Here is a 24,693-nt window from a genome sequence, read left to right on the forward strand (position 1 = left end):
CACCTTCGGCGGCCCGGGGGCGTCCTCGCGCGAAGGCCGAGCGCGCGCAGCGGGGAAAGCTGAGTCCCACCCCGCGAGCGGCTGCCGCCGCTGTTGGAAGACCTGATGGTGGGACGCGATTCGAGCGAGGAGGACGCGGTGTCCGAAGACAAGACCGAGAACCGGTTGAAGGGCACGTTGGGCCCGGCCGAGCGGGCCGAGGACTGGCGGCGGCTGGGCGCCGAGGAGTTCGACGTGGTGGTGATCGGCGGTGGCGTGACCGGCGCCGGTGCTGCGCTGGACGCGGCGACCCGCGGTCTGAAGGTGGCGCTGGTCGAGGCCCGCGACCTCGCTTCGGGAACCTCCAGCCGCTCCAGCAAGCTGTTCCACGGCGGCCTGCGCTACCTGGAGCAGCTGGAGTTCTCGCTGGTCCGCGAGGCGCTGCGGGAGCGCGAGCTGATGCTCACCCGGATCGCGCCGCACCTGGTGAAGCCGGTTCCGTTCCTGTACCCGCTGACCCGCCGGGTGGTGGAGCGCCCGTACACCGCGGCCGGGCTGTTCCTCTACGACACGATGGGCGGTGCCCGCTCGGTGCCGGGCCAGAAGCACCTCTCCCGCGCCGGTGCGCTCCGGATGGTGCCCGCGCTCAAGCGCAGCGCGCTGATCGGCGGCATCCGCTACTACGACGCGCAGGCCGATGACGCCCGCCACACCATGACCGTCGCCCGCACCGCGGCCCGATACGGCGCGGTGGTGATGAACTCGACGCAGGTCACCGGGTTCCTCCGGGAGGCCGACCGGATCGCCGGGGTCCGGGTGCGCGACGTGGAGACCGGCGCCGAGACCGAGGTCCGCGCGCAGGCCGTGATCAACGCGACCGGGGTGTGGACCGACGAGCTGCAGAAGCTCTCCGGCGGCCGCGGCCGGTTCCGGGTGCGCGCCAGCAAGGGCGTGCACATCGTGGTGCCGCGCGACCGGATCGTCGCCGAGACCGGGATGATCCTGCGCACCGAGAAGTCGGTGCTGTTCGTCATCCCGTGGGGCAACCACTGGATCGTCGGCACCACCGACACCGACTGGAACCTCGACCTGGCGCACCCGGCCGCGACGAAGTCGGACATCGACTACATCCTCAAGCACGTCAACACGGTGCTGGCCACCCCGCTGAAGCACGACGACATCGAGGGCGTCTACGCGGGGCTGCGCCCGCTGCTGGCCGGGGAGAGCGAGGAGACCTCGAAGCTGTCCCGCGAGCACGCGGTGGCGCGGGTCGCCCCGGGCCTGGTGGCGATCGCCGGCGGCAAGTACACGACGTACCGGGTGATGGCCGCCGACGCGGTGGACGCCGTCGCCCCGGACATCAACGGCCGGGTGGCCTCCTCGTGCACCGACCAGGTCCCGCTGGTCGGCGCCGACGGCTACCACGCGCTGATCAACCAGGCCGACCAGCTCGCCACCGCGCACGGCCTGCACCCGTACCGGATCCGGCACCTGCTGGACCGCTACGGCTCGGAGATCCACGACGTGCTGGCGCTCGCCGCGGACCGGCCGGAACTGCTCAAGCCGATCCCGGCCGCGCCGAACTACCTGCAGGCCGAGGCGGTTTACGCGTGCACGGCCGAAGGCGCCCTGCACCTGGAGGACGTGCTCACCCGCCGCACCCGCATCTCGATCGAGTACCCGCACCGCGGCGTGGACTGCGCCGAACCGGTGGCGCGCCTGATGGCCGGTGTCCTCGGTTGGGACGAAGAGCAGATCGAGCGCGAGGTCGAGGTCTACACGCAGCGCGTGGAAGCGGAGCGCGACTCCCAGACCCAGCCCGACGACCAGGCGGCGGACGCCAAGCGCTCGGCGGCCCCGGAAGCCCGCACCCGCCTGGAAGAACCCCTGGTCTGAGACCGGTTCTCGCTGTCGGCGCGCCAACTTCGGCGCGCCGACAGCGCTTTTCGGCGATCAGTCGTCGGTGGTGATCTCGGTGAGGAGTTCTTCGAGGTGGCCGGTCAGGCGGCGGGCGTCGGCCGGGGCGACCGTGCTCCACACGTCGCCGGACGGTGACTCCCGGCGCAGCTGGGCGTAGCGGCCGTGCGCCGTGTCGAAGAACCCCACCACCCGGTCGGCCCGCACGCGGCGGCCGAACCGGTCGCGGGCGGCGGCGCCGAACTGCCCGCGGGCGGCCACTCCGGCGACCATGCCGGTCAGCGTTTCCGCGTCGTCCGCGCGGACTCCCCGGCGCTGCAGGGCGGCGACCAGCTGCTCGACGTTGTTCCCGGCCTCCTCCGCCGCGGCGTCCAGATCGCCGCTGCGCAGCGAGACCGATCGGCCGGGGCCGGGCGGCAACTGCGGCAGCACCGAGATCGCTTCGCGCGGCAAGCCGCTCGCCGACGCCGACCGCAGGCTCAGCTCGTCGCCGTCCTTGACGACCAGCACCGCTTCTTCGCCGACCGACGCGGCGAGCACCCGCACGCTGCGCTCCAGCCAGAGCCGGCCGTCGACCTCGCGGTCGGGGTGGGACAGCAGCCGCAGCACCCGCTCCAGCTCCGGGTCGACCGCGGTGGGCCGCCCGAGCCCGCGCGTGCCCAGCGAACGCCACGCCGACTCGACCAGCTGCGCGCGTTCGGCGTGGGTGCGCCCGGGGGAGGGGACCTTGAGCACCAGCGGCATCGTCTCGAGCCCGAGGTGCTCGACGAGCACGTCGAGTTCCAGCGCGGACAGGCCGATCCGCTGGGCGGTGGCGGGGAACGTCATTGCCCGGGCTCGCCGCCGATCACCGGCCGCGACGGCGATTCCACCAGGTCGAAGAACCCGCCCCGGTTGCCGGTCTGCTCGGTGACCTTCCGGTCCACGGACTCGTCGCGGTCCCGCTTGACCCGGCTGCCGCCGCCACCGGAGCGGACCTCGCCGCCGCGCACCGGGGCGCCGCCGGGCCTGGTGGTCCGCTGCGCGGTGCGCTGCGCCACGCTCGCCGAACCGGAGCCGCGCGGTGCGGGCACGCTGGTGGGGCCCCAGCTGATGGTCACGTTCTGCTGACCACCGGAGACGGTCGAACCGCCCCGGACCGGCGCGTCCACCACGACCTGCGGCGGCGGTGCGAACGAGGCCAGCGATGTCGTGTTCTCCTGCGTGGAAGCCTCGTAGGTGCGCATCACGTCGAACGCGCGCTGCTCGGCCGCGTGCTGCTCGGCCTCCTGCACCTCGTAGTCGGTCTGCCCGCCGAAGAGGTGCGTCAGCAGGGTCTGCGCTGCGCCCGGTTCCTCGGCGGTGACCTGCACCGGAGGCGGCATGTCGCGGCGCGCCTTGCTGATGAACTCCGCCTGCTGCTCGGCCCGCTCCCGCATCACGGTGGTGGCCTCCTGGGCCAGCGCGGCCCAGTTGCCCAGCGGCCGCAGCCCGTCGTGGGCGCTGTCGGCGGCGATGCCGCTCCAGCCGCCCATCGCCGAGGTCACCGCGGAGGCCAGCCCGGCGTCGATGTCACCCAGCGCGCGGGTCAACTCGCTCCAGCGCCGGACGCTGTCGGTCGAACCGTCCGGGCCCGGGCCCTCGTTGATCTGGGCGTACAGCTCGGGGTGTCGGTAACCCTGCCATCGGTGTTCGCTCATGGCCTTCTCAGCAGCCCCCGATGCCCATCGCGCTCTCGCCGTCGATGCGCGAGTACTGGCGGTTGGCGCGCTCCAGCGACTCGGCGGCGGCCTGCAGCTGGTCGCGGTAACCGCACAGCGCGGTCAGCGCGTCCTCACCACCGCCGAGGGAGCGCCGGTTGAACTCCTCGGCGGCATCGGCGCTGATCGGGTCGCCGGCCCACGGCCGGATGCGGAGTTCGGTGATGGCGTGCTCGATCTGCAGGCCGACCGCGTCCAGCGATTCCTGCAGCGCGTTGACCAGCCTCGGAATGGCGGCGGGCTCGACCTGCATCGAGCCGCCGGACACACCCGGCAGGGCTTCGGTCGAGCTGTCGCCCCACGGAGCAGTAAGCGGCACGTTTTCCCCTCCCACAGGTAAGGGCCCAGATCATGGGTGCAGGCCCTCGTGCTCGAACGCGCGGTTGCGGCGGGGCCGCCCACGAGCCAGGTGCGTGCGGGACACCTGACCGAGCGCGGAGCACCCGCGCGCTCAAGCTACTAAACGTCCAGCGAACACTGTAGTCACCAGAAGTCACGCTGGGGAGTGCTCCATAAGCGGTGAGTATCACTCCTCGCCCGGGTTTTCCGGTCGCTCTGCGTGATCAACCGGGCTGCGAGGTCTGGGTCCGGGTCTCCGACGTCGGTTCCGGATCGGCCAGCGTCGCCACCGCGTCCTCGGCGACCCGCTGGGCTCCGGCGCACAGCTGGTCCACCGGGGACGGCGGCTGCGCGCCGTCATCGCGGTAGAGCACGTCGAGGTGCTGGCCCTCGGCCACGTCCACCGCCACGTTGCAGGACAGGTCCAGCCCCGGGGTCTTGATGACCAGCGCGGGGAACTCGCCGACCATCACCGGGGTGGCCTCCACCTGCGCGGTGTCGTCGGTCCACACGCCCATGCCCTCGGTGGTGATCAGCGCGAGCCGGGCGCCCACCTTGGCGGTGGTGTTGCGGTAGCTGCAGGTCGCCGCGTTGCCGAAGCCCGCTTCGGAGTCGGGCATCGGGTCGCGGTCGAAGCCGAGCTGGTTGCGCTGGGAGGTGGTGAGCAGCGAGCACGCGGACACACCGTCGAGGCCGAGCTCGTAGGGCCGCGGCGGCGGTGGCGGCGGCGTGCTCGTCGTGGGCAGCGGCATCGGCGGCGGGGCCGCGGTGTCCGCGGTCGGGTGCGACTGCCACAGGCTGCATCCGGTGAGGGCTAACGCGCCGACGGCGAGCAGCGCGCTCAACCGCCGAGCCCCGGTGATCCGCGAACGGTGCATGTCAACACCGTAACGAAGTGTCGGCGTTCACCGGCGCCAGCTGAACCAGAGCACGGCGATCAGCGGGATCAGCAGGAGCAGCGCGGCCTGCCGGGCGACGACCAGCAGCAGCACCGCCAGCACGGCAACCCCGACCGCGAGCGCGACCTTCGCAGGCACCGGTCGCGTGCGGCTCGCGGGCGGCTGCGCCGCCGGGACCGCGCGTTCGGGCCGGGGCGCGGGCAGGTCGTCGAACAGCCCCTCCAGCTCGGACCGGAACCGGGCGGTGGCGACCAGCCTGCAGCGCTCGTCGTACTCGCCGACGTCGAGGCGCCCGACGGCGAAGTGCTCGCCGAGCAGCCGCATCGCGAGTTCGCGCTCGGGATCGCCGATCCGGAGATCTCTGCCCCGCCGTCCCTTCTCCACCCCACCATCCTACGGTCGGCGGACCCCCGGACGAGCCAGCTCAACCAAGGGTTCAGGTAAACGTCAGAGGGCGCCGCCGACTCGTGCCGGCGACGCCCTCCGCTCAGGGGATGGTCAGGCGTTGGCGAGCTCGCGGTCGCCGAGCGGGGTGCTCGGGCGGGCCAGCACCTCGTCGTCGAGGATGCCCTCGCTGCGGGCCACCACGGTGGGCACCACGATCTGGCCTGCGACGTTGGTGGCGGTGCGCATCATGTCCAGGATCGGGTCCACCGCGTAGGCGATGGCGATGCCGGTGGCCACCACCTCGGCCGGGAAGCCGAGCGCGGCGGTGGTCAGCGTCAGCATGGTGAACCAGCCGGTCACGCCGGCGGTGGCGAAGGAGCCGAACACCGCGACCGCGACGATCGTCAGGTACTGCACCGGGCCGAGGCTGATGCCGAAGAGGTTCGCGATGAAGATCGAGCCGACCGCCGGGTAGATCGCGGCGCAGCCGTCCATCTTGGTGGTGGTGGCCAGCGGCACCGCGAAGTTCGCGTAGGACGCGGGCACGCCCAGGTCCTCGGTGGTCTGGCGGGTCATCGGCAGGCTGGCACCGGAGGAGCGGGAGACGAAGGCGAACTGCAGCACGTTCCACGACTTGGCGAAGAACCGGATCGGGCTGACCTTGGCCACCAGGCCGAGCAGCAGCGGGTAGACCACGAACAGCACCAGCGCGCAGGCCACGTAGGTGGAGCCGATCAGCTTCAGCAGCGGCGCGAAGAACTCGTTGCCGTAGCTGGCGACGGCGTTGCCGATCAGGCCGAGGGTGCCGATCGGGGCGAGCCGGATGATCCAGCCGAGGACGCGCTGGATGACCTCGAAGGCCGCCTTGTTGAAGTCGACGAACGGCGCCGCCTTCTCACCCAGGCTGTAGGTGGCCGCACCGATGATCAGCGCGACGAACACCACCTGCAGCGTCTCGCCCTCGGCGAAGGCGCTGATCAGGTTGCTGGGCACCAGGCCGGTGATCAGGTCGAGCCAGGAGCCCTGGGTCTTCTCGCCGATGGACTGCAGCTTCTCCGGGTCGGGTTCGATGATCAGGCCGCGGCCGGGCTGGAACAGCGAGCCGACGGCGAGGCCGATCAGCACCGCGATCAGCGAGGTGATGCCGAACCACAGCGCGGTCTTGCCGCCCAGCCGCGCCGCGGCCCGGCCGCCGCCGAGACCGCGGAGGCTGTTGATGCCCACCACGATGGCGGTGAAGATCAGCGGCAGCACGGTGAAGGTGAGCAGCTTGGTGAAGGTCGAGCCGATGGTCTTCAGCGTGGTGGCGAGCCATTCGGCATCGGTCTGCTTGGCGACGTAGCCGAGCAGGGCGCCGAGCACCAGCGACGCGAGGACGGCTACGGCGAACAGCTTGGGGTTGAAGCGCAGGCGCGATCGCCCAGCAGTGGTGGACACAGGGGTCTCCCGGAGTGAGGTTCGAAGGCAGTGCGGTTCGAGCGGCGCGCGACGATGCGCGAACTCATGAAGCGGCGGTGCCGCGCTCGATCACAGACAGACGGAGCTGGCCTGCCGTCGAAGATCGACGTGCAGGCGCGAAGTCAGATACAGCCGTCGGGTGGTGCCCATCGCGAACATTTGTAACCAGCCGCGCGGGGAAAACCATCCGGGGGTAACCGAATTGTGTTCGTATTCACTCGGGTGCCCGGAACCCGGTGTCACTCCGCGGTCGGCGCGCTCCACAGCGTCACCACGCTGACGCCGACCTCGGCGAGCAGCTTGCGGGTCAGCGGCAGGCTGATCCCGAGCACGCTCGACGGATCGCCGTCGACGCCCTCGATGAACCAGCCGCCGAAGCCTTCGAGGGTGAACCCGCCCGCCACCTGCAGCGGCTCACCGGTCGCGATGTAGGCCTCCAGCTCGGCCTCGCTCGGCTCGCCGAAGCGCACGGTGGTGCCCAGGTGCCCGTTGGCGCGCGCGGTGACCTCGCCGCCCTGCAAGCGGACGATCGCGTGCCCGGTCAGCAGCTCGCCGCTGCTGCCCGCGTTCTGCGCCCACCGCTTGGCGGCGGCCTCGCGGGTGCCGGGCTTCCCGGCGATCTCGCCGTGGGCCATCAGCAGCATCGAGTCGCAGCCGACGATCACCGCGTCGGGCTCCTCGGCGCCGATCTCCGCGGCCACCGCGTCGGCCTTGGCCTGCGCCAGCGCGCTGACCAGCTCGGCGGGCGCGGGATCGCCCAGCGAAGCGGTCACCGCGTCCTCGTCGACGCCGGAAACCCGCACCAGCGGCTCGATCCCGGCCGAGCGCAGCACGGACAGGCGAGCGGGCGAAGCGGAAGCAAGCACGAAGCGCACGCCGCCGATGGTAGAGCCGCCCCGGACCGGCGCCCGCTCGGGCTGTGCGCAACGGCCCGGCGCGGCGGTGTCTTCCGCGATCTCGATGGGGAATCAGACGCCTGATTTCCGTCGAAGTTGCGCTCCGGTGAAGCGGAGGTGTCCTCGCCGGTTGCGCGGGGGTCGTCCGCTCGGCGTACCCGGAGTGCTGCCGTTGGCCGCGTCGAAGATGAAAGTTCTTGGCATGGCGGGGTTTTCGCGCCCCAGGATGCTCCGAAAGGTGGTGTCCGGTTCGGGTACCGGCTCCTTAATGTCCTTCTACGCGAACCGCCGCGGTGCGGTTCACCCCCTCCTACTCCTCGCCGCCACGGGACCCGGGCGGCACCACCTCATCCCCGGCATGCGGGTGCCGGGGATCCAGCTCCCGCGCAACGCGGCCGGATCGGCCGTGCGCGGGTGATCCCTGCCCAATTTCGGATCGAGGGAGACGACCATGAGTCGGAGCAGAACCATCCGGTTGCTGGGTGCAGCCGTGCTGGCGGCGGGCACGCTCGCCGCGGTGGCGGTGCCGTCCACCGCCGCACCGGCACCGGATCAGGCGGCCCCGGAGCTGCTCGCCGCGATGCAGCGGGACTTCGGCCTGACCGCGCAGCAGGCGCAGGACCGGCTGGCGAAGGAAGCCGGCGCGATCCAGCTCGACGAGGAGCTGCGCGGGAGCGCGGGCGAGGCCTTCGCCGGTTCCTACTTCGACGCGGCGAGCGGGAAGCTCGTCCTCGCGGTCACCGACGGGCGCGCGGCGCAGGCGGCGCGCGACGCCGGTGCGGACGCCGTGGTGGTGTCCAACTCCGCGCGCGAGCTGGACGCGACGAAGTCCACTTTGGATGGAATGGAAGCGGCTGCGCCGCAGTCGATCACCGGTTGGTACGTGGACGTGCGGTCCAATTCGGTCGTGGTGTCGGTAGACCGCACCAAGGCGGACGCCGCCACCGAGGACTTCCTCGCGCAGGCCCGCGGCCTCAGCGACGCGGTGCGGGTGGAAGAGGTCGCCGAATCGCCGCGGACCTTCTACGACCTCCGCGGCGGAGACGCCTACTACATGGGCGGGCGCTGCTCGGTGGGCTTCTCGGTGCGCACCTCCTCCGGCGCCGCGGGCATGGTCACCGCCGGGCACTGCGGTCGCCCGGGCACCGCGGTCTCCGGGTACAACCAGGTCGCGATGGGCACGTTCCAGGGCTCGTCGTTCCCCGGCAACGACTACGCGTGGGTCTCGGCCAACTCCAACTGGACGCCCCGCGCGCTGGTGAACATGTACAACGGCAGCACCCGCGCGGTGTCCGGCGCGACCGCGGCCCCGGTCGGCTCGTCGATCTGCCGCTCCGGTTCGACGACCGGCTGGCGCTGCGGATCGGTGCAGGCCCTGAACCAGACCGTGCGCTACGCCGAGGGCACGGTCACCGGGCTCACCCGCACCAACGCGTGCGCCGAGCCGGGTGACTCGGGCGGCTCGTTCATCAGCGGCACCCAGGCGCAGGGCATGACCTCGGGCGGTTCGGGCAACTGCAGCTCCGGCGGGACGACCTTCTTCCAGCCGGTGCAGGAGGCGCTCAGCGCCTACGGCCTGCGCCTGGTCACGGGCTGATCTGAGCTCCGTCACCCGGGCTGGTGTCAATTTCGCACGAAATTGACCATCACCCGGGTGACGGTCAATTTCGTGCGAAATTGACGCCCAGCTGCCCGGACGCTCCGCCTGTTGGTCCACTGTGGAGTGAGGGTGCTGCGGTTCGGGTGAATGCCCTGGACGGCGGGCCGCGGGTTCCGGTACATCTGGGTCTCCGCCGCCGGAAGGGAAGATCATGGTCGGGAGAACTCCCGCCGTGGCCCTGTTGGCGGCGATGCTGCTCGTGGCATCGGCTCCTTCGGCCTCCGCGGCGGTCATGTGGGACGGCGACGCCTCCAACGGCACCGGCGTGTTCGCGCACATCGGTTCGGAGTGCGCGGATCCGGGCGGCGTCACGGCGGTCGACGATCCGGAGCAGGGCGCGGTGTGGCGCTACGACAAGCCGGCCGGGCTGCGGCGGTGCGAGAGCCGCGGCATCAAGGTCGACGGCCAGGAGTACGACTTCCAGAACGGCTCCACCTACTACCTGGGCTGGCGCAGCAGGTTGTCCAGCACCGTGGACAACAACGCGACCTTCCAGTGGAAGTCCTACGGCAGCCACATCCAGAACTACCCGGTCGTGCTCAAGGTGATCGACGGCAAGCTCTCGCTGCTGCAGCGCCAGCCGGACGAGACCCGGGTCATCTGGGACCAGCCGATCCAGGCCGGGCAGTGGCACAGCATCGTGCTCGGCCTGCACCTGTCCGACGAGACCACCGGCGGCTGGGTCGAGCTCTGGTTCAACGGCGAGCAGCAGACCTTCAGCGACGGCTCGCAGCGCTGGGCGTGCCGCACGTTCGACAGCGAGAACCACCCGAAGTGGGGCGTCTACGGCGCCGAGGGCGATGACGTGGTCAACGAGATCGACGCGTTGAAGATCGGCAGCGAGTACGCCGACGTCGCGCCCTGACCAGCAGGGGGCGGTCCGGCGCGGGACCGCCCCCTGCGCACGTCAGCTGCCCGGCAGGACGTCCCGGTTGAGCTGGACGTCCGGTCGCGCCGGAACGCGGTCCGGCCGGACGCTCGGCTTGTCCGGCCCGGCCGCGGTCAGCGGCGGGAGTTCGCCGACGACCGGCAGCGCCACCGAGGTGGCGGCCAGGTCCAGGCCGATCTCGCCGGGCTGGCGCGGCGCGACGATGAACGCGCTGTCGGTGCCGCCGATGATCAGCGCCAGCCGGTGGCCCGCGGGCACCACGTGGTCGGTGGTGGCCAGCCGGAAGGTCATCGTCCGCGGCTCGCCCGGCGCCAGCGGCCGCTCCTCCGACAGCGACTCGTGGTTGGCCAGGTCGGCCCAGCCGCGCGCGATGATCTCGAAGTCCACGTCGGCCGTGGTCGCTTCGGTGTCGAAGTAGCAGGCGTCGTCGCCGGGGCGGTTCTCGCCCCAGCAGGACTCGGTCTGCAGGGTGCGGATGCCCTCGCCCCGGCCCAGGTAGTCGCGGGTGGTGGCGGGCCCGTAGTCGACGAGCATCGCGGACAGGTGCGCCGTCGGCGTGCTCGGCGTGGCGGTGACGGTGACCGAACCGGTTCCGGCGATGCGGACGTCGCTGGTCAGCGGCGCGGTGCTGAACAGCGCGCGGGCCGGTGACGGCTGATCGGGGTTGGCGGCCCAGTCGTACTCGTCGAGCGACGGGTCGTCGGTGAACGACGCGGTGCCGCTGCCGGGCTGCGTGCCGAGGCCGTCCTCGCGCGGGTTCAGCACGGTGTCCTTCGCGAGCTCGCCGGACCAGGTCGGCTCGTCGGACCAGACGTCCGGCGCGCGTTCGATGCTGGCCGCGGGCTCTTCGGTGATCCCGTTGTCCACGCCGAGCAGCCAGTGGTCGAACCAGGCGTGCAGGGTTTCGACCCATTCCGCGCGGCGGAAGTCGAACGGGTCGACGTGCCCGGTCTGGCTCAGCCACAGCTTGCGCGGCACGTCGCGCTCGGCCAGCGCGTCCCACCACTGCCCGAGGTGCAGGGTCTTGACGTTGAGGTCGCCGAGCCCGTGCACCGCGAACACGCTCGCGGTGACCCGGTCGGCGTTCGGCACGTAGTCCCGATCGGTCCACATCGGAGTGACGTCGCCGTTGGCCGGGGAACCGGCGTCGAGCTGCTGCTTGGCCGGGCCGCAGTCCGGGCGGCCGCCCTCCTCGACGGTCCGCGCCAGCCCGGACGGGTTGAAGCCGAAGGACACGCCGTCCGAGCGGTAGTAGTCGTACCAGGAGCTGATCGCGCCGATCGGCACGATGGTGCGCAGGCCCTCCACGCCGGTGGCGGCCACGCCGTTGGCGATCGTGCCGTCGTAGGACTTGCCGATCATGCCGACGTCGCCGGTCGACCAGCCCGCCTCGACCGGCCCGCCGCCCGACGGCGCGTCGAAGCCGGGCGCGCGGCCGTTGAGCCAGTCCACCACGGCCTTCGCCGAGGTGATGTCGGACGCGCCGCCGACGTCCACGCAGCCCTCGGAGCGGTTGGTGCCCGACAGGTCGACCAGCACGGTGGCGTACCCGCGCGGCACGAAGTAGTTGTCGTAGAACTGCGGGAAGCCGACCGGCCTGCCCTGCTCGTCGTAGGTCTTCAGCTCGCTCTCGTTGCCGCGCCCGCAGCACGAGTAGTACGGGCTGGCGTCCATGATCACCGGAACCGGCTGGTCGGCGGACGGCCGCACGATGTCCGCGGCGACCCGGTCGACGACGCCGTCGCCGTCACCGTCCAGCCCGGTCTCCACCCACACCGTCTCCCGCACCGGATCGGCGGTGAAGACGGGCTGGCTGCGCCCGCCCTCGACCTGCACCGGCGCCTGCTCGGCCGCCGCACCGGGCGCGATCCCGGTCAGCACGAGCGCCGCGCACGGCAGCGCCCACCAACGTCTCCGCAACGTGCCCACCTCCGAGAAGTCTCGGAGGCACGATACGAACCAAGATCACCAACCGGACACAGCCGAAAGTGGGGAGAGGATCGCGCAGTGGCAGCACGGCGTCACCGTCAGAGCGGTGCCGAACCTCCGCGATTTCACTTGAAATCGGCTCACCGCGGCACGGGAGTTCTCGTCGAAACGTCGCGATTTCACTTGAAATCGCTACACCCGCAAGGTGACCACCTGCCGCTTTGAACCCGACGCGACCCCGTGCGACATCTCGCCAGGTTCGGCCGGTACCACCGCGATGGTCGTGAGTCGCGGCTTAGGCTTGGGGGGTGAATCCTGTGCTGCTGGATGGTGGACGGCTGCGGGCTCGGCTGGTCGACGGCGGGCCGTACAACGCGCTCGACGTGGTGACCGTGACCGGTTCGACGAACACCGACCTGGCCGCCGCCGCGAGCCGGGGCGCTGCCGACCGGACCGTGCTGATCGCGGAGGAGCAGCAGGCCGGGCGCGGCCGGATGCAGCGCCAGTGGACCTCGCCGCGCGGCCGCGGGCTCTTCGTGAGCGTCCTGCTGCGGCCCGACGTGCCGCAGTCCGCGGTGTCCTGGGTGCCGCTGATCGCCGGCGTCGCGCTCGCCGAGACCGTGCAGCGCACCACCGGCGTGCGGGCCTCGCTGAAGTGGCCGAACGACCTGCTGCTCGGCAGCGGCGACGAGTGGCTGAAGGCCGCCGGGATCCTGGGCGAGGCGGTGGCCGGGCCGGACGGGCTGGCGCTCGTCCTCGGCATGGGCATCAACATCCTGCAGCAGCGCGACGAGCTGCCCCGCGGCGCGGGCGGGCTGCCCGCGACCTCGCTGGCCGCGGAGGGCGCGGAGGTCGACCGCGAGGAGTTCGCAGTGGCGTTGCTCACGGCGTTCGCCGAGGCCGACGACCGCTGGCGGGCCGCTTCCGGCGACGTGCTGAGCAGCGGGCTGCTCGACCGGTACCGGCAGCTGTGCAGCACCGTGGGGCAGCAGGTGCGCGTCGAGCTCGGGCCCGATGAGCAGCTGCGGGGCGTCGCGACCGGCATCGACGTCGAGGGCCGGCTCATGGTGCGCGCCGAGAGCGGGCTGACGACCGCGGTCTCGGCGGGCGACGTCGTGCACGTGCGGCGGGCTTGATCGCGGGCGCGGGTGACCGCGAGCGGTACCGTGATCGGCGACGCGGTTAGAGGAGGGGGAACCGGTGGCCTACCCAGACGACCTGCTCGGCGAGGACGAGTTCGTGGTCGTGCACAAGCACCCGCACTGGAAGATGCTGCTCGCCCCGGTGCTGATCCTCTTCGTGGTCGTCGGCGGCGGGTCCTACGCGGCGGCGCTGCTCGCCCCGTTCTCCTGGCACCTGCCCGCGTGGATCGCGCTGGCGGTGGTGGGCGCGGTCCTGGTCATCTGGTTCACCGTCGCGCCGCTGGTGCGCTGGCGCACCACGCACTTCGTGGTCACCACGCACCGGCTGATGGTCCGCGAGGGCGTGTTCACCCGCAGCGGCATCGACATCCCGATGTCCCGGATCAACTCGGTGCGCTTCCGGCACGGCCTGATCGACCGGATGCTGGGCTGCGGCACGCTGATCGTCGAATCCGCCTCGGACGAGCCGCTGGAGTTCGACGACATCCCGCAGGTGGAGAGGGTCCACACGCTGCTGTACCGCGAGGTGAACGACGACCCGCGGGACGATCGGGGCTACCGCGGACCGGTGGGTCGATGAGCCGGTCGGGTGCCCGCTGGACACGGGAGGGCTGATGGGACCGCGTGAACTGGGGCTGCCGATGCAGGTGGCCGCGCCGGAGCCGGGCGAGCTGCCCGCGGCGGTGACGATCTGGGAGGTCGGGCCGCGCGACGGGCTGCAGAACGAGAAGCAGGCCGTCCCGGTGGAGGTGAAGCTGGAGTTCCTGGACCGGCTGGCCGACGCCGGGCTGCCGGTGCTGGAGGCGACCAGCTTCGTGCGGCCGGAGTGGGTTCCGCAGCTGGCCGACGCCGCCGAGCTGCTGGCCGGCCTGCGGCGCGTGCCCGGCATCCGCTACCCGGTGCTGGTGCCCAACGCGAAGGGCCTGGACCGGGCGCTGGAGTCGCAGGTCCGCGACATCGCGATCTTCGCCTCCGCCACCGAGACCTTCACCCGGCGCAACCTCAACCGCGGCCTCGACGAGCAGTTCGCGATGTTCGACCCGGTGGTGCGGCGCGCGGTCGGCGAGGGCCTGTCGGTGCGCGGGTACATCTCGATGTGCTTCGGCGATCCGTGGGAAGGCGCGGTGCCGGTCGAGCAGGTCGTCTCGGTGGGCAAGCGGCTGCTGGAGATGGGCTGCGACCAGCTGTCGCTGGGCGACACCATCGGCGTGGCCACGCCCGGGCACGTCTCGGCGCTGCTGCGCGGGTTCGTCGCGGCCGGGATCGGGGTGGACCGGCTGGCGGTGCACTTCCACGACACCTACGGCCAGGCGCTGTCCAACACCTTCGCCGCCCTGCGGCACGGCGTGTCCACTGTGGACTCCTCTGCCGGTGGGCTCGGCGGCTGCCCGTACGCGAAGTCGGCCACCGGCAACCTCGCCACCGAGGACCTGGTGTGGATGCTCGAAGGACTGGGCATCAAGCACGGCGTCGACCTCGGCAAGCTCGTGGCGACCAGCGTCTGGATGGCCGAGCGGCTCGGGCGTCCGAGCCCGTCCCGGGTGGTCAAGGCGCTGAGCTCGTGACCGCGCCGCGTCCGGTCCTGCACTCGGTGCAGGACCGGCCGGTGCTGGTCTGGCGGTGCGAGCGGCCGTGGCTGGCGATCTCCTCGGCGCCCCGCGGCGGCGGCATCGGCCTGCGGAACTGGGTGTTCAACGCGACGGTGGTGACCGACTACGACCACCCCGACCCGACGGCGCACGCCGGTGAGATGGCCGCTGGACTGGGCCTGCCCGGTGACGGCATCGGCCTGCTGACCGCCGTGGACGTGCGCCACGAGGTCACCGCGACCGACAGCGGGGTCCGCGCGAGCGTGACCACCGGGGCCAACGTGCCGGTCTGGGCCGCGGCACCGGAGCGCGCGCAGGCGTGGGCGGCGGGCACGATCAACGCGGTCTGCTGGTCACCGGTGCGCCTGAGCGAAGCGGCGCTGGTGAACGCGGTGGCGACGGTGGCGGAGGCGAAGGCCCAGGCCCTGCTGGAATCCGGCGTCGCGGGCACCGGAACGGTCACCGACGCGACGGCGGTCCTCTGCCCGGCCGACGGCGACCCGGAGCTCTACGGCGGCCCCCGCTCCCGCATCGGCTCGGCCCTGGCCCGAGCGGTCCACGCGGCGGTGACGGCCGGCCTGCGAGTCGACGACCCGCGCCACGACCCGGTCTAGCCCCGGGTGCCGAACATCGCGACGAAGGTGAAGCGCAGGACGCGCTCGCCGTCGCGGTCGGCCGTGCCGGTGATCTCGACCAGGCCCAGGTTCGGCTTGCTGTGCGACCGGCGCTGGCTGTTGATCTCCATCCCGAGCTGCAGCACGTCGCCCGGGAACACCGGGGCCAGCCAGGCCAGCTCGTTGCCGCCCGGCGAGCCCTGCGACGTCGAGTCGGCCAGCACGTGGTCGACGTAGCCGCGCATCCACAGCGACGCGGTGAACCAGCCGGAGGCGCACAGCCCGCCGAGCACCGAGTTCCGGCCCGCCTCCTCGTCGAGGTGGAACGGCTGCGGGTCGAAGCGCTCGGCGAAGGCCAGCATCTCCGCGCGGTCCACCTTCACCTCGCCCAGGTCGAACGTCCGGCCGGGTGTCAGGTCCTCGTACGCGATCGTCGGCATCGGTCCATGGTCCCAGCCGCGTCGGCGGCCGGACGCCGAGAGGGTGCTCACACCGGGTTCGGACATTCCGGTGCGAATGGCAGGTCTGGCGGCGAAAAGCCGGTGCCGACGTGGAACCATCTGCGCTGCGGGGCACGTCCAAACCAGGACGTGCGGTCCGCGGTTCACCGGGCCGCCGACCGCTGTGCCGTGCCGGACTCCGCCGCGCCAGCTGCGGGGCCCGCCCAGCGACCAGGGGAGGGAGCGGCCGTGCCGACCGATCACCGGGCCCAGGTGGCCGAGCTGATGGCCGACTACCAGCGCAGCCGGGAACGCCTTGCCGAAACCCACCACGAGCTCGCCACCATCACCGAGACCGCCGGCACCGCCGACGGCCGGGTGCGGGTCGCGGTCGGCCCGCAGGGCACGCTCCGCGAGGTGGCGCTGGCCGACGACGTCTACGAGAAGCTGCGCCCCGCCCAGCTCGCCGCGACCATCGCCGAGCTGAGCGCGGCAGCGGCGCAGGCCGCCGCCCGGCGCGCCGCCGACGTGCTCGCCGAGGTGCTGCCCACGGGCACCGACCCGGATGTGCTGCTGGGCGGACACGCCGACGGTGAGTCGGCATCGGTGCTGCGCAACGAACCCGGACCCATCGACGATGATGTTGCCGAGGACGAGGACTTCTCGGCCGGGAGCTGGTTGCAGCAGAGCCCGACGAAACGGATGTGACCATGAGTGGTTTCCGCAGCGACCTCGGGCAGTTGGGCAAGCACGCGGGCGAGTTCGACGACCTCGCGGGGCAGGCGCAGCAGATCGCCGACACCCTGCGCCGGGCGGTGGAGTCGGCCGGTGATTGCTGGGGCGGTGACGAGATCGGCGCCAGCTTCGCCCAAGCGCACTGCGGCCGGGCGGAGCAGGCGCTGTCCGACCTCGGCGAGATGTCGTCGCGGCTGCGCGGCATGGGATCGAAGTTCGCCGCGGCGGCGGCCACGACGCAGCAGGTCGACGCGGACAACGCCGAAGAGCTCGGACGAATCGCCGGACGGGGGTGAGCGCGGTGGGCATCGAACTTCCCGCCGAACTCCGCGACGTCGCCGCGCGCGCGGGCGCCCGGTGGCCGGAGGCGGACGAGGACGCCATGCGCGAGTCCGCGACGGCGTGGCGCGACGCCGCGGACGCGATCGACGGCCTGGCGGGCAACGCGGACAGCGCCGCGCAGGGCGCGCTGCGGGCTTTCGACGGCGAAGCGGCGGAGGCGGCGACCCGGGAGTGGGACGGGTTCGTGGCGGCCGACGGCGTCCTGCCCGGCTCGGTGCAGCAGTGCCGCGCGGCGGCGGACCGCCTGGACCACGCGGCCGAGCAGGTCGGCGCGGCGAAGGTCCAGCTGGTGCGCGAGCTGGTGACGCTGGCCAAGCAGACCGACGCGGCCGAACAAGCGGCGGCCGCAGGACATCCGCAGGCCCTCGCCGCCCTGGACTCCGCGGTGCAGGGCGCGGCGGCGAACGTGGCGCAGCTGCACAGCACCCTGGCGGCGGCGGTGGATCCGGCCAGCGGCGTTCGGGTGGACCCGGATGCGCCGCCGGCGGCGCTCGGCGGCGTGCTGAACGCGGGCACCGACCTCGCTGCGTCCACAGTGGATGCGGCGGGTGGTGCGGCCGGAGCTCTGGGTGATGCAGCTGGAGGCGCGGTCGCGGGTGCGGGCCACGCCGCTGGCGACATCGGCCGTGCCGCGGGCGATGCGGTCAGCGGCGCCGCTGGGGCCGTCGGTGACGTGGTCGGGGGAGTCGGCCGAACCGCAGGGGAGGCGGTCGGTGCTGCGGGCGATGTGGCGGGTGGTGCCGCTGAGCACGTCCGGGGCGCCGCCGACGAGGTCGGCCGGGCCGGTCGGGAGGTCGCCGGTGGCGTTGCGGAAGATGGTGGCAGCGCGGCGGAGCACATCGGCCGCGGAACCGTCGGGGGTGTGGCAGCAGATGCGCAGGACGAGGTCTCGGCGGCGGCTCGATCCGCCACCGGCTGGCAGGCGGACGCCGAGCACACCGGCCCGGTCAAGATCGACCCGGGTCGCTGGGCCCCCGGCCTCGCCGACGCGGGCACCGGCCCGATCCCGGTGAGCACCGACGACGCCCGCCCGGGCTGGACACCGCCCGGCGAGGACCCCGCCTCCAGCACCGCTCCGCACGCGGTGCGCTCCGCCTGGGCTTCGCCGCAGGCTCCGCAGCCGCCGCTGCCGCCGGGCGCTGCCGCGCCGCCGCCGGGCTTCGCCCCGGCGGCCCCACCGCCTCCGGCGGCTGCGGGCGGCCACTTCGTGGCGCCGCCCGCAGCGCCTCCGGCTGCGCAGCCTCCGGCCGCGGCTCCGCCGCCCGCCCGGCCGCCGATGGCCGCCCCGCGCCCCGCCTTCGGCGTGGCCCCGGCGCCGCAACCGCAGCAGATCGCTCCGCAGCAACCTGCTCCGCAGCCGGTGAAGGACCCGACGCAGCGCTCTCCGCTGCGCCCGCTCCCGACCCCGCAGCAACCACCCGCGCCACCTGCGGCGGAGCCCACCCAGCGTCCGCTGCGGCAGGCCGGCCGGAACGCGGACGTGGTGGCGTTCGTGCTGCACCAGTTCCCGATCGGCTACATGCCGGTCGCGGCGAGCAGGGCGAGCAGGCAGCTGCCGCCGTCGTCGGAGGAGCCGGACCGGCCGGGGCTGAGCTTCCCGCCGCAGGACCACCCGGAGTCGCACCTGGTCGACGACCGCGATGCGCTGGAGCGGGTGCGCTCGGGCGAGTTCTACGTCGCCGCGCGACGCGACCGCGAGGAGCGCGGTGAGCCGGCGAAGCTGCCCGAGGCGCTCATCGCCGGGCACGACCCGCTGGGTGAGCTGAGCGAGCTCGAATGGGAGCGCCGGTTCGCGGGCGAGCGCGACGAGCACGTCTGGCCGCCCGCCGCCGAGCACCCGGAGGGCGCAGTGGAGCCCGCGGAGCCGGTGGTGCTGGAGCCGGACACCGTGCTCGACTGCACGGGCAGCGGAGCCGGCCGCGTCGCGTTCGCGGTGGCCACGTCCTTCGGGCAGCGGTCGCTGCCGCCGTCGCACGCCGAGCGGGAGTACCGCAGGTACCGGGTGATGCGCCGGTTACCGGTGTGGCAGTCGGTGCCCGCGCCGTGGTTCGCGCAGCCCGGTGGCGGCGTCCGCTACCGCGCGACGTACTCGCTGGACGATCTGGTCGGGCTCGGCTACCTCGTCGAGCTGACCGCGTCGCGGGAGGCCGCCGAGGCGGTGACGCTGCGCATCGAGCGGGCAGGCGCCGAGGTGGTGGAGTCGACCTTCCGCCTCACCTCGTCGGCGGCGGAGCCGGAGGGCCGGGTGGCGGCGACGGAGCGGATCGTCCGCGAGCGCGCGACGGTGCCGCTGGCGCATTCGACCGCGCAGGTCGCACCGGACGAGGTCGAGCAGGACGAGGCGGAGCAGGAGGCCGGGAAGTGAACACCGAGTCCGTGCTGGGCTGGCTGGTGGCGATGGGAGTCCCGGAGGGACTGGTGTCGATCGGCGTGGAGGCCGACGACGCCTGGTGCCTGGTGCGCGACGACCACGACGGCGCCCCGGCGTGGGAGGTCTTCTGGCGGGAGCAGGGCAACCGCTACGACTGGGCCCGGTTCAGCAACGAGCAGGTCGCCTGCTTCTACCTGTTCGGCAGGCTGACCTGGACCCAGGCACTGCGCGGCGTGGTCGGCCCGGTCGACGCCACCAACACGCCGCCGAAGGGAACCCCGGCACAGCGCGGATGAGCAGCTGAATGACCGCGTCACCGGCGGACACCGAGTCGTGATCGTGACTGAGTAGTGCTACTGATGCCCTGACCGGGCGTTTCCCGCAGGGTGGGAGCATGTCGCAACCCTTGCCCGGTGAAACGCTCCAACTGCTGGCCGGTGAGCTGCACGCCATCGGCCAGCGGCTGACCTACCTGGGCACCGTGGTGCAGGCGCAAGCAGCGACGCAGGTCGCCGCCCCCGCACCGCAGGAAACCCAGCCCCAGCAGGACGTTCCGCCCCAGCAGGCTCCGACTCCGCAGAACTACCCGCCGCAGGCGGCGCAGCCGACGAGCGTCCCGCAGGCCGCCCGGCCACCGGTGCTCGGGCAGCCCCAGGTGTCGCCGTACCCGGGACTCGGCCAGCAGCCGGCGCGCCCGCGCAGCCGGATCGGCGCGAACCTGGAGCCGAGCCGCGTGCTCGCCTGGGTCGGTGCCGGCGTGACGTTGCTGGGCGTGGTGTTCCTGCTCGTCCTCGCCGTGCAGCAGGACTGGCTGGGACCGGGCGCCAGGGTCACCGGCGGTGCGGTGCTCGCCGCGCTGCTGGTCGGCGCCGGCTGGTGGATGCACCGCCGCTCCAAGGGGCAGGACGCCGGGCGGATCGCCGCGTTCGCCCTCGCCACAACGGGTTTCGCCGCGCTGTTCCTGGACGTGGTCGCGGCCACCTCGCTCTACGGCTTCGTGTCCGCCCCGGTGGGCTTGGGCGCGGGCCTGCTCGTCAGCATCGGCGGGCTGGCGCTCGCCGACCGCTGGCAGGCGCGGCCGCTGGCGCTCGGCGTGGTGCTGAGCTCGGCGATCTGCGCACCGCTGATCACCCAGCTGCCCAACGCGCTGCTGATCGGCTTCCTGGTCCTGCTGCAGGTCGCGGCGACACCCGTGCAGGTCCGGCGCGGCTGGTCCTCGCTCGCGCTGGCGGCCGGGATCCCCGTGGTGCTGGCGGCGCTGCTGGCGGCGATCTGGGGAATCTTCTTCCACGACCCGGCGCTGGTGATCGCGATCAGCCTGTCGGTGCTGCTGGGCGTGGTGATCGCCGCGATCACCGCGGGCGCGCGCCCGGACGCCGACCGCACCGCGATCGGACTGCTGGTCACCGCACCGACCCCGGCGTTCCTGGCCGGTCCGCTGCTGCTGGAGTCCTCGGCCGCGGGCCTGCTCGGCGCGGGAACCACCGCGCTGCTGCTGGCGATCTGGGCGGTGGCCCGGTTCGTCCCGGCGTTCCGGGACTGGTTGTCGCGCCGGTTCACCGCGGCGCTCGGCGCGATGGCCTCGATCGCGGCCGCGCAGACCACGCTGACCGTGCTGGATTCGTCGAGCTGGGCAACGGCGCTGCTGTGCGAGGCGCTGGTGCTGAGCGTCGGTGCGTTCGTGCTGCGCAGCGCGGGCGTGCTGCTCGGCGCGACCTGCTACGCGACCGCCGGATTCCTGCTCGCGCTGTTCAACGAGGTGCCGCTCACCGCGCTGCTCTGGCACGGCTACGCCCCCGGCATCACGGGACTGCTGTGCGGTCTGCTGATCGCGGCCGCGGCGATCGTGGTGCCCGCTTCGGCGGCCCGGATCGAGAAGTTCCCGAAGTCGCCGCCGCTGTGGACGGCGACCGGCGTGGCGCTGCTGTACGGCACGGCGAGCGCGACGATGGCGGCCTGCCTGCTGGTGTCCGACACCCGGGCCGGCTTCCTCACCGCGCACATCCTGATCACCCTGAGCTGGGTGGTGGCGGCGATCGCGCTGCTGCTGCGCGGAATCCGCGCGAAGCGCCTGCGCATCGCGGGCCTGGTGCTGATCGCGGCGTCGCTGGCGAAGCTACTGCTGTTCGACCTCGCCACCCTGGACGGCGTGGCCCGGGTGATCGCCTTCCTCTGCGCGGGCCTGATCCTGCTGGCCGCGGGTTCCCGCTACGCCCGCCTCCTCAAGAACCAACCCGAGAGCTGAACCGCCCCGACGACGTTCCGGCTCCGCCGCTGATGCCGGAACCTCGGCCTGTGGCCTCGGCTCGGCACGATTTCAATGGAAATCAGACGTCCGATTTCCATTGAAATCGCGGGAAGAACCGGTGCGTCGGTCCACGACACGCCGACTCCCCGCAACTTCCGTTGAAATCGGATGTCCGATTTCAACGGAAGTTGCGGATCGGCTCAGCGCTGCAGGAGGGACAGGGCTTCGGCGTGCAGGTGGCCGTTCGTGGACAGCGCGCTCCCGCCGTCGTAGCGCGGGGCCCCGGTCAGATCCGTGAAGGTGCCGCCCGCCTCGGTCACCAGGACCTGCGCCGCCGCCACGTCCCACGGATTCACGATCGCCTCCGCCGCGATGTCGATCACGCCCTCGGCCACCAGGCAGTGCTGCCAGAAGTCGCCGAACGCGCGGTTCTCCCAGCAGGCGTCGACCAACCGCAGGTAGGCCTCCCGCGAGTGGTGCTCCACCCAGGTGCCGAGGTGCGTGGTCGAGACGTACGCGTCGCCCGGCTCGCGCACCCCGGACACCGAGATCCGCTCCGGCTCCGCATCGCCCGTGCGGCACCACGCGCCCGCCCCGGTCGCCGCCCACCAGCGCTTGCCCAGCGCCGGCGCGCTGACCACGCCGACCTCCGGACGGCCACCGTCCACCAGCGCGATCAACGTCGCCCACACCGGGACGCCGCGCAGGAAGTTCTTCGTGCCGTCGATCGGGTCCAGCACCCACGCGCGGCCGTCGCCCGCCGTGCCGCCGCGCTCCTCGCCGGCGACGACGTCGTCCGGCCGCCGCTCGGCGAGCACCTCGCGCACGGCGTCCTCCACCGCGAGGTCGGCATCGGTGACCGGAGTCCGGTCGGGCTTGCGGTCCACGCTCAGGTCCCTGGCCCGGAACCGGCTGCCGGTGATGCCGTCGGCGACATCGGCCAGGTGCAGGGCGAGATCGAGATCGCTGGTCACGCAACGCACCTTAGTCCGCGGCCGCCGTCGGCGGGCGCGAGCCGCGAGGCGGCCACGCAGCCCACTCGGACCGTTACGCAAAAGGAGTACGGAGGCAGCCTCTAGGCTGGAGGCGTGAGCGTGGTGTTGCTGGCAGAAGACGACCCCGCCATCGCTGTGCCCCTGTCGAGGGCACTGCAACGCGAGGGCTACACCGTCCAGGTGATCGAGGACGGTCCATCGACGCTGCGCGCCGCCGCCTCGGGCGGGATCGACCTGCTGGTGCTGGATCTCGGACTGCCGGAGATGGACGGCCTGGAGGTGTGCCGCAGGCTGCGCGCGCAGGGCCGCGGCCTGCCGGTGCTGATGCTGACCGCCCGCACCGACGAGGTGGACTTCGTGGTCGGCCTCGACGCGGGCGCCGACGACTACGTGGCCAAGCCGTTCCGGCTCGCCGAGCTGATGGCGCGCATCCGCGCCCTGCTCCGCCGCGGCGCCCCGGAAACCCTGGAGGCCTCCGGCGTCCGGCTGGACCTGACGGCCCGCCGCGTGCAGGTCAACGAGCAGGAAGTGCAGCTGGCGAACAAGGAGTACGAGCTGCTCCGGGTGCTCATGCAGCACGCCGGGCAGGTGGTGACCCGCGAGGAGATCCTCGAAGAGGTCTGGCCGGAGTCCGACCGCAAGGGCAGCAAGACGCTGGACATGCACATCTCGTGGCTGCGCCGCAAGCTCAGCGACAGCAACGGCAGGCTGGACGAGACCCGCATCGCAACCGTGCGCGGCGTCGGGTTCCGCTTCAACGCGGACTGACCCGCGATGCGCCGCCGGATCCTGCAAGCCACGCTGCTGGCCGTTGCCGTCACCGCGGTGGTCCTCGGACTGCCGCTGGGGTTCAGCGCGCTGAAGCTCGTCCAGGACATCACCGTCAACGACCTGTCCACCCGCGCGCAGCAGATCGCGACGCGGCTGGACGAGCAGATCGCCGCCCAGAGCCCGGTCGACCTCGGCGCGGTGCGGCTGGCAGTGCCCGAAGGCGCGCGGCTGATCGTCCGCACCCAGGGCCGCGACTACGCCTACGGCCCCGACCCCGGCGAGGAACCGCTGGTGGAGATGGTGCCGATGGTGCAGAGCGGCACCGTGACGCTCGCGGCGCCGAGCGGGCCCGTCCGCACCCAGCAGGTCCAGGTGGCCGGCTTGGTGCTGCTGCTCGTGGTGCTCTCCGCGGGCACCGGCATGATCGTGGCGTCGGTGACCGCGCGACGCCTGTCCGACCCGCTCCGCCACGTCGCGGCTCGCGCGGCGCGCCTCGGCGCGGGCGACTTCCGCGCGGACCCGCAGCGCCACCAGGTGCCGGAGCTGGACCGCGTCGCGGACGCGCTCGACGCCTCCGGCGCGGCGCTGTCGCAGCTCGTGCAGCGCGAACGCGAACTGGTCGGCGACGTGTCGCACCAGCTGCGCAGCCGCCTGACCGCACTGCACCTGCGGCTGGAGACGCTGGCGGCGACCAACGACCCGGACGTCGCGGAGGACGCCGGTGCCGCGCTGGAACAGGCCGAACGGCTCTCCGGAGTCCTCGACGACCTGCTCGCCGCCGCCACCGCGGCGCGCGCCCGCGACGCCGCACCGCTGGACATCTCGACGCTGCTCTCCGACGTGGCGGCCGAGTGGCGAGAACCGCTGAAAGCCGAAGGCCGCTCCATGCGCGTGAAGGTGGGGGAGGAACTGCTGGCCCGCGTCACGCCCACCCGCCTGCGCGAAACGATCGGCGTCCTGCTCGACAACGCGCTGCGGCACGGCGAGGGCACCGTCACCCTCGCGGCGAGGCAGGGCGGCGGCACCGTGGTCGTGGAGGTGAGCGACGCGGGCTCGGGCGTCCCGGACGAACTGGTGCCCTACGTCTTCGACCGCGGCTTCTCCGGCCACGGCTCCACCGGCGTCGGCCTGGCGCTGGCCCGGGCCCTGGTCGAAGCCGACGGCGGCCGCCTCGAACTCAGCCAGGCGAGACCGGCGATGTTCGAGGTCTTCCTCCCGGTGGCCCGCGCCGACGACGTCCTCGGCCTCCCCTGGAAGTCCGAACCCACGCCCAGATGATGTTCAGGTGGTGGTGACCGTTTGGTGGCACCCGGCCCGTGAGCGCTTTGTGGGGCTATAGCACCACAAACCACTC

General features: G+C 72.7%; 25 protein-coding genes. 14 read left to right on the forward strand and 11 right to left on the reverse strand.

Annotated elements, in window-relative coordinates; all coding sequences use genetic code 11:
- The first annotated feature begins 138 nt into the window (after positions 1-138).
- A complete protein-coding gene (gene glpD, locus OU416_RS27455) occupies positions 139-1,875 on the forward strand; it encodes a glycerol-3-phosphate dehydrogenase (RefSeq protein ID WP_270929912.1) in 1,737 nt (578 codons plus the stop codon).
- Positions 1,876-1,932: 57 nt separating this feature from the next.
- Here the strand turns inward: glpD and OU416_RS27460 are convergent, their stop codons facing one another.
- The 8 genes from OU416_RS27460 to OU416_RS27490 form a co-directional block, all read right to left on the reverse strand.
- Positions 1,933-2,724: an ESX secretion-associated protein EspG gene (locus tag OU416_RS27460; RefSeq protein ID WP_270929913.1), complete on the reverse strand. Its 792-nt coding sequence runs from the start codon at positions 2,722-2,724 to the stop codon at positions 1,933-1,935.
- On the reverse strand, positions 2,721-3,575 hold the full coding sequence (locus OU416_RS27465) for a PPE domain-containing protein (protein WP_270929914.1): 855 nt from the start codon (positions 3,573-3,575) through the stop codon (positions 2,721-2,723). Before OU416_RS27465 ends, OU416_RS27460 begins: the two co-directional genes overlap by 4 nt.
- A gap of 7 nt (positions 3,576-3,582) precedes the next feature.
- Positions 3,583-3,954 carry a hypothetical protein gene (locus OU416_RS27470; protein WP_093157164.1) on the reverse strand — a complete coding sequence of 124 codons (372 nt, stop codon included), beginning with the start codon at positions 3,952-3,954 and terminating at the stop codon, positions 3,583-3,585.
- Positions 3,955-4,198: 244 nt separating this feature from the next.
- Entirely contained in the window at positions 4,199-4,852 is a 654-nt protein-coding gene (locus tag OU416_RS27475; protein WP_270929915.1) for a DUF3558 domain-containing protein, read from the reverse strand.
- 27 nt (positions 4,853-4,879) lie between these two features.
- A complete protein-coding gene (locus OU416_RS27480) occupies positions 4,880-5,257 on the reverse strand; it encodes a DUF1707 SHOCT-like domain-containing protein (RefSeq protein ID WP_270929916.1) in 378 nt (125 codons plus the stop codon).
- Between the two features lie 114 nt (positions 5,258-5,371).
- The gene (locus OU416_RS27485; RefSeq protein ID WP_270929917.1) at positions 5,372-6,697 is read right to left on the reverse strand and encodes a dicarboxylate/amino acid:cation symporter; all 1,326 of its coding nucleotides are present in this window, start codon (positions 6,695-6,697) and stop codon (positions 5,372-5,374) included.
- A gap of 90 nt (positions 6,698-6,787) precedes the next feature.
- Positions 6,788-6,877: a putative leader peptide gene (locus tag OU416_RS40325; protein WP_351115210.1), complete on the reverse strand. Its 90-nt coding sequence runs from the start codon at positions 6,875-6,877 to the stop codon at positions 6,788-6,790.
- Between the two features lie 80 nt (positions 6,878-6,957).
- Positions 6,958-7,593 carry a Maf family protein gene (locus tag OU416_RS27490; protein ID WP_270929918.1) on the reverse strand — a complete coding sequence of 212 codons (636 nt, stop codon included), beginning with the start codon at positions 7,591-7,593 and terminating at the stop codon, positions 6,958-6,960.
- A 472-nt stretch (positions 7,594-8,065) separates the two neighbouring features.
- On the opposite strand from OU416_RS27490, the gene OU416_RS27495 reads away from it, so the two are divergent.
- Positions 8,066-9,211, forward strand: coding sequence for a S1 family peptidase (locus OU416_RS27495; RefSeq protein WP_270929919.1), 1,146 nt, complete (start codon positions 8,066-8,068; stop codon positions 9,209-9,211).
- A gap of 235 nt (positions 9,212-9,446) precedes the next feature.
- Positions 9,447-10,139, forward strand: coding sequence for a heparin lyase I family protein (locus tag OU416_RS27500; protein WP_270929920.1), 693 nt, complete (start codon positions 9,447-9,449; stop codon positions 10,137-10,139).
- Positions 10,140-10,181: 42 nt separating this feature from the next.
- On the opposite strand, the gene OU416_RS27505 is transcribed toward OU416_RS27500, so the two are convergent.
- Complete coding sequence (locus tag OU416_RS27505; RefSeq protein WP_270929921.1) at positions 10,182-12,083, reverse strand: Xaa-Pro dipeptidyl-peptidase; 1,902 nt, start codon at positions 12,081-12,083, stop codon at positions 10,182-10,184.
- Positions 12,084-12,400: 317 nt separating this feature from the next.
- Between OU416_RS27505 and OU416_RS27510 the strand changes: the two genes are divergently transcribed.
- From OU416_RS27510 to OU416_RS27525, 4 genes are all read left to right on the forward strand, one after another.
- Positions 12,401-13,228: a biotin--[acetyl-CoA-carboxylase] ligase gene (locus OU416_RS27510; RefSeq protein ID WP_270929922.1), complete on the forward strand. Its 828-nt coding sequence runs from the start codon at positions 12,401-12,403 to the stop codon at positions 13,226-13,228.
- A 64-nt stretch (positions 13,229-13,292) separates the two neighbouring features.
- Positions 13,293-13,814: a PH domain-containing protein gene (locus tag OU416_RS27515; protein ID WP_270929923.1), complete on the forward strand. Its 522-nt coding sequence runs from the start codon at positions 13,293-13,295 to the stop codon at positions 13,812-13,814.
- Between the two features lie 34 nt (positions 13,815-13,848).
- Positions 13,849-14,799 carry a hydroxymethylglutaryl-CoA lyase gene (locus tag OU416_RS27520; protein WP_270929924.1) on the forward strand — a complete coding sequence of 317 codons (951 nt, stop codon included), beginning with the start codon at positions 13,849-13,851 and terminating at the stop codon, positions 14,797-14,799.
- Positions 14,796-15,437, forward strand: a complete 642-nt coding sequence (locus tag OU416_RS27525) for an adenosylcobinamide amidohydrolase (protein WP_270929925.1) — start codon at positions 14,796-14,798, stop codon at positions 15,435-15,437. Before OU416_RS27520 ends, OU416_RS27525 begins: the two co-directional genes overlap by 4 nt.
- On the opposite strand, the gene OU416_RS27530 is transcribed toward OU416_RS27525, so the two are convergent.
- A complete protein-coding gene (locus tag OU416_RS27530; RefSeq protein ID WP_270929926.1) occupies positions 15,434-15,877 on the reverse strand; it encodes a MaoC family dehydratase in 444 nt (147 codons plus the stop codon). The genes OU416_RS27525 and OU416_RS27530 overlap by 4 nt on opposite strands.
- 249 nt (positions 15,878-16,126) lie before the next feature.
- Here OU416_RS27530 and OU416_RS27535 point away from each other — a divergent pair, with 249 nt between their 5' ends.
- The 5 genes from OU416_RS27535 to OU416_RS27555 all read left to right on the forward strand — a co-directional run bounded on the left by OU416_RS27535 (position 16,127) and on the right by OU416_RS27555 (position 21,570).
- Positions 16,127-16,585: a YbaB/EbfC family nucleoid-associated protein gene (locus tag OU416_RS27535; protein WP_270929927.1), complete on the forward strand. Its 459-nt coding sequence runs from the start codon at positions 16,127-16,129 to the stop codon at positions 16,583-16,585.
- A gap of 2 nt (positions 16,586-16,587) precedes the next feature.
- The gene (locus tag OU416_RS27540; RefSeq protein ID WP_270929928.1) at positions 16,588-16,908 is read left to right on the forward strand and encodes a WXG100 family type VII secretion target; all 321 of its coding nucleotides are present in this window, start codon (positions 16,588-16,590) and stop codon (positions 16,906-16,908) included.
- A gap of 5 nt (positions 16,909-16,913) precedes the next feature.
- Positions 16,914-19,319, forward strand: a complete 2,406-nt coding sequence (locus OU416_RS27545; RefSeq protein WP_270929929.1) for a TNT domain-containing protein — start codon at positions 16,914-16,916, stop codon at positions 19,317-19,319.
- Positions 19,316-19,621, forward strand: coding sequence for a hypothetical protein (locus OU416_RS27550; RefSeq protein ID WP_270929930.1), 306 nt, complete (start codon positions 19,316-19,318; stop codon positions 19,619-19,621). Before OU416_RS27545 ends, OU416_RS27550 begins: the two co-directional genes overlap by 4 nt.
- 98 nt (positions 19,622-19,719) lie before the next feature.
- On the forward strand, positions 19,720-21,570 hold the full coding sequence (locus OU416_RS27555) for a DUF2339 domain-containing protein (RefSeq protein ID WP_270929931.1): 1,851 nt from the start codon (positions 19,720-19,722) through the stop codon (positions 21,568-21,570).
- A 203-nt stretch (positions 21,571-21,773) separates the two neighbouring features.
- On the opposite strand, the gene hisN is transcribed toward OU416_RS27555, so the two are convergent.
- Complete coding sequence (gene hisN / locus OU416_RS27560; protein WP_372907109.1) at positions 21,774-22,547, reverse strand: histidinol-phosphatase; 774 nt, start codon at positions 22,545-22,547, stop codon at positions 21,774-21,776.
- Positions 22,548-22,661: 114 nt separating this feature from the next.
- On the opposite strand from hisN, the gene OU416_RS27565 reads away from it, so the two are divergent.
- Together OU416_RS27565 and OU416_RS27570 are read left to right on the forward strand one after the other, a co-directional pair.
- On the forward strand, positions 22,662-23,336 hold the full coding sequence (locus OU416_RS27565) for a response regulator transcription factor (RefSeq protein WP_093157139.1): 675 nt from the start codon (positions 22,662-22,664) through the stop codon (positions 23,334-23,336).
- Between the two features lie 6 nt (positions 23,337-23,342).
- Positions 23,343-24,617: an ATP-binding protein gene (locus tag OU416_RS27570; protein WP_270929933.1), complete on the forward strand. Its 1,275-nt coding sequence runs from the start codon at positions 23,343-23,345 to the stop codon at positions 24,615-24,617.
- Positions 24,618-24,693: the final 76 nt, after the last annotated feature.

Origin of the sequence: Saccharopolyspora indica, assembly GCF_027853965.1 — a bacterium.
In the GTDB taxonomy this organism is placed as follows: Bacteria; Actinomycetota; Actinomycetes; order Mycobacteriales; family Pseudonocardiaceae; genus Saccharopolyspora; species Saccharopolyspora indica.

Coding starts and splice junctions, on each gene's coding strand:
- OU416_RS27520 (WP_270929924.1), top strand. CDS start 13,849: ATGGGACCGCGTGAACTGGGGCTGCCGATGCAGGTGGCCGCGCCGGAG.
- OU416_RS27475 (WP_270929915.1), bottom strand. CDS start 4,852: ATGCACCGTTCGCGGATCACCGGGGCTCGGCGGTTGAGCGCGCTGCTC.
- OU416_RS40325 (WP_351115210.1), bottom strand. CDS start 6,877: ATGTTCGCGATGGGCACCACCCGACGGCTGTATCTGACTTCGCGCCTG.
- OU416_RS27460 (WP_270929913.1), bottom strand. CDS start 2,724: ATGACGTTCCCCGCCACCGCCCAGCGGATCGGCCTGTCCGCGCTGGAA.
- OU416_RS27530 (WP_270929926.1), bottom strand. CDS start 15,877: ATGCCGACGATCGCGTACGAGGACCTGACACCCGGCCGGACGTTCGAC.
- OU416_RS27555 (WP_270929931.1), top strand. CDS start 19,720: ATGTCGCAACCCTTGCCCGGTGAAACGCTCCAACTGCTGGCCGGTGAG.
- OU416_RS27570 (WP_270929933.1), top strand. CDS start 23,343: ATGCGCCGCCGGATCCTGCAAGCCACGCTGCTGGCCGTTGCCGTCACC.
- OU416_RS27465 (WP_270929914.1), bottom strand. CDS start 3,575: ATGAGCGAACACCGATGGCAGGGTTACCGACACCCCGAGCTGTACGCC.
- OU416_RS27540 (WP_270929928.1), top strand. CDS start 16,588: ATGAGTGGTTTCCGCAGCGACCTCGGGCAGTTGGGCAAGCACGCGGGC.
- OU416_RS27495 (WP_270929919.1), top strand. CDS start 8,066: ATGAGTCGGAGCAGAACCATCCGGTTGCTGGGTGCAGCCGTGCTGGCG.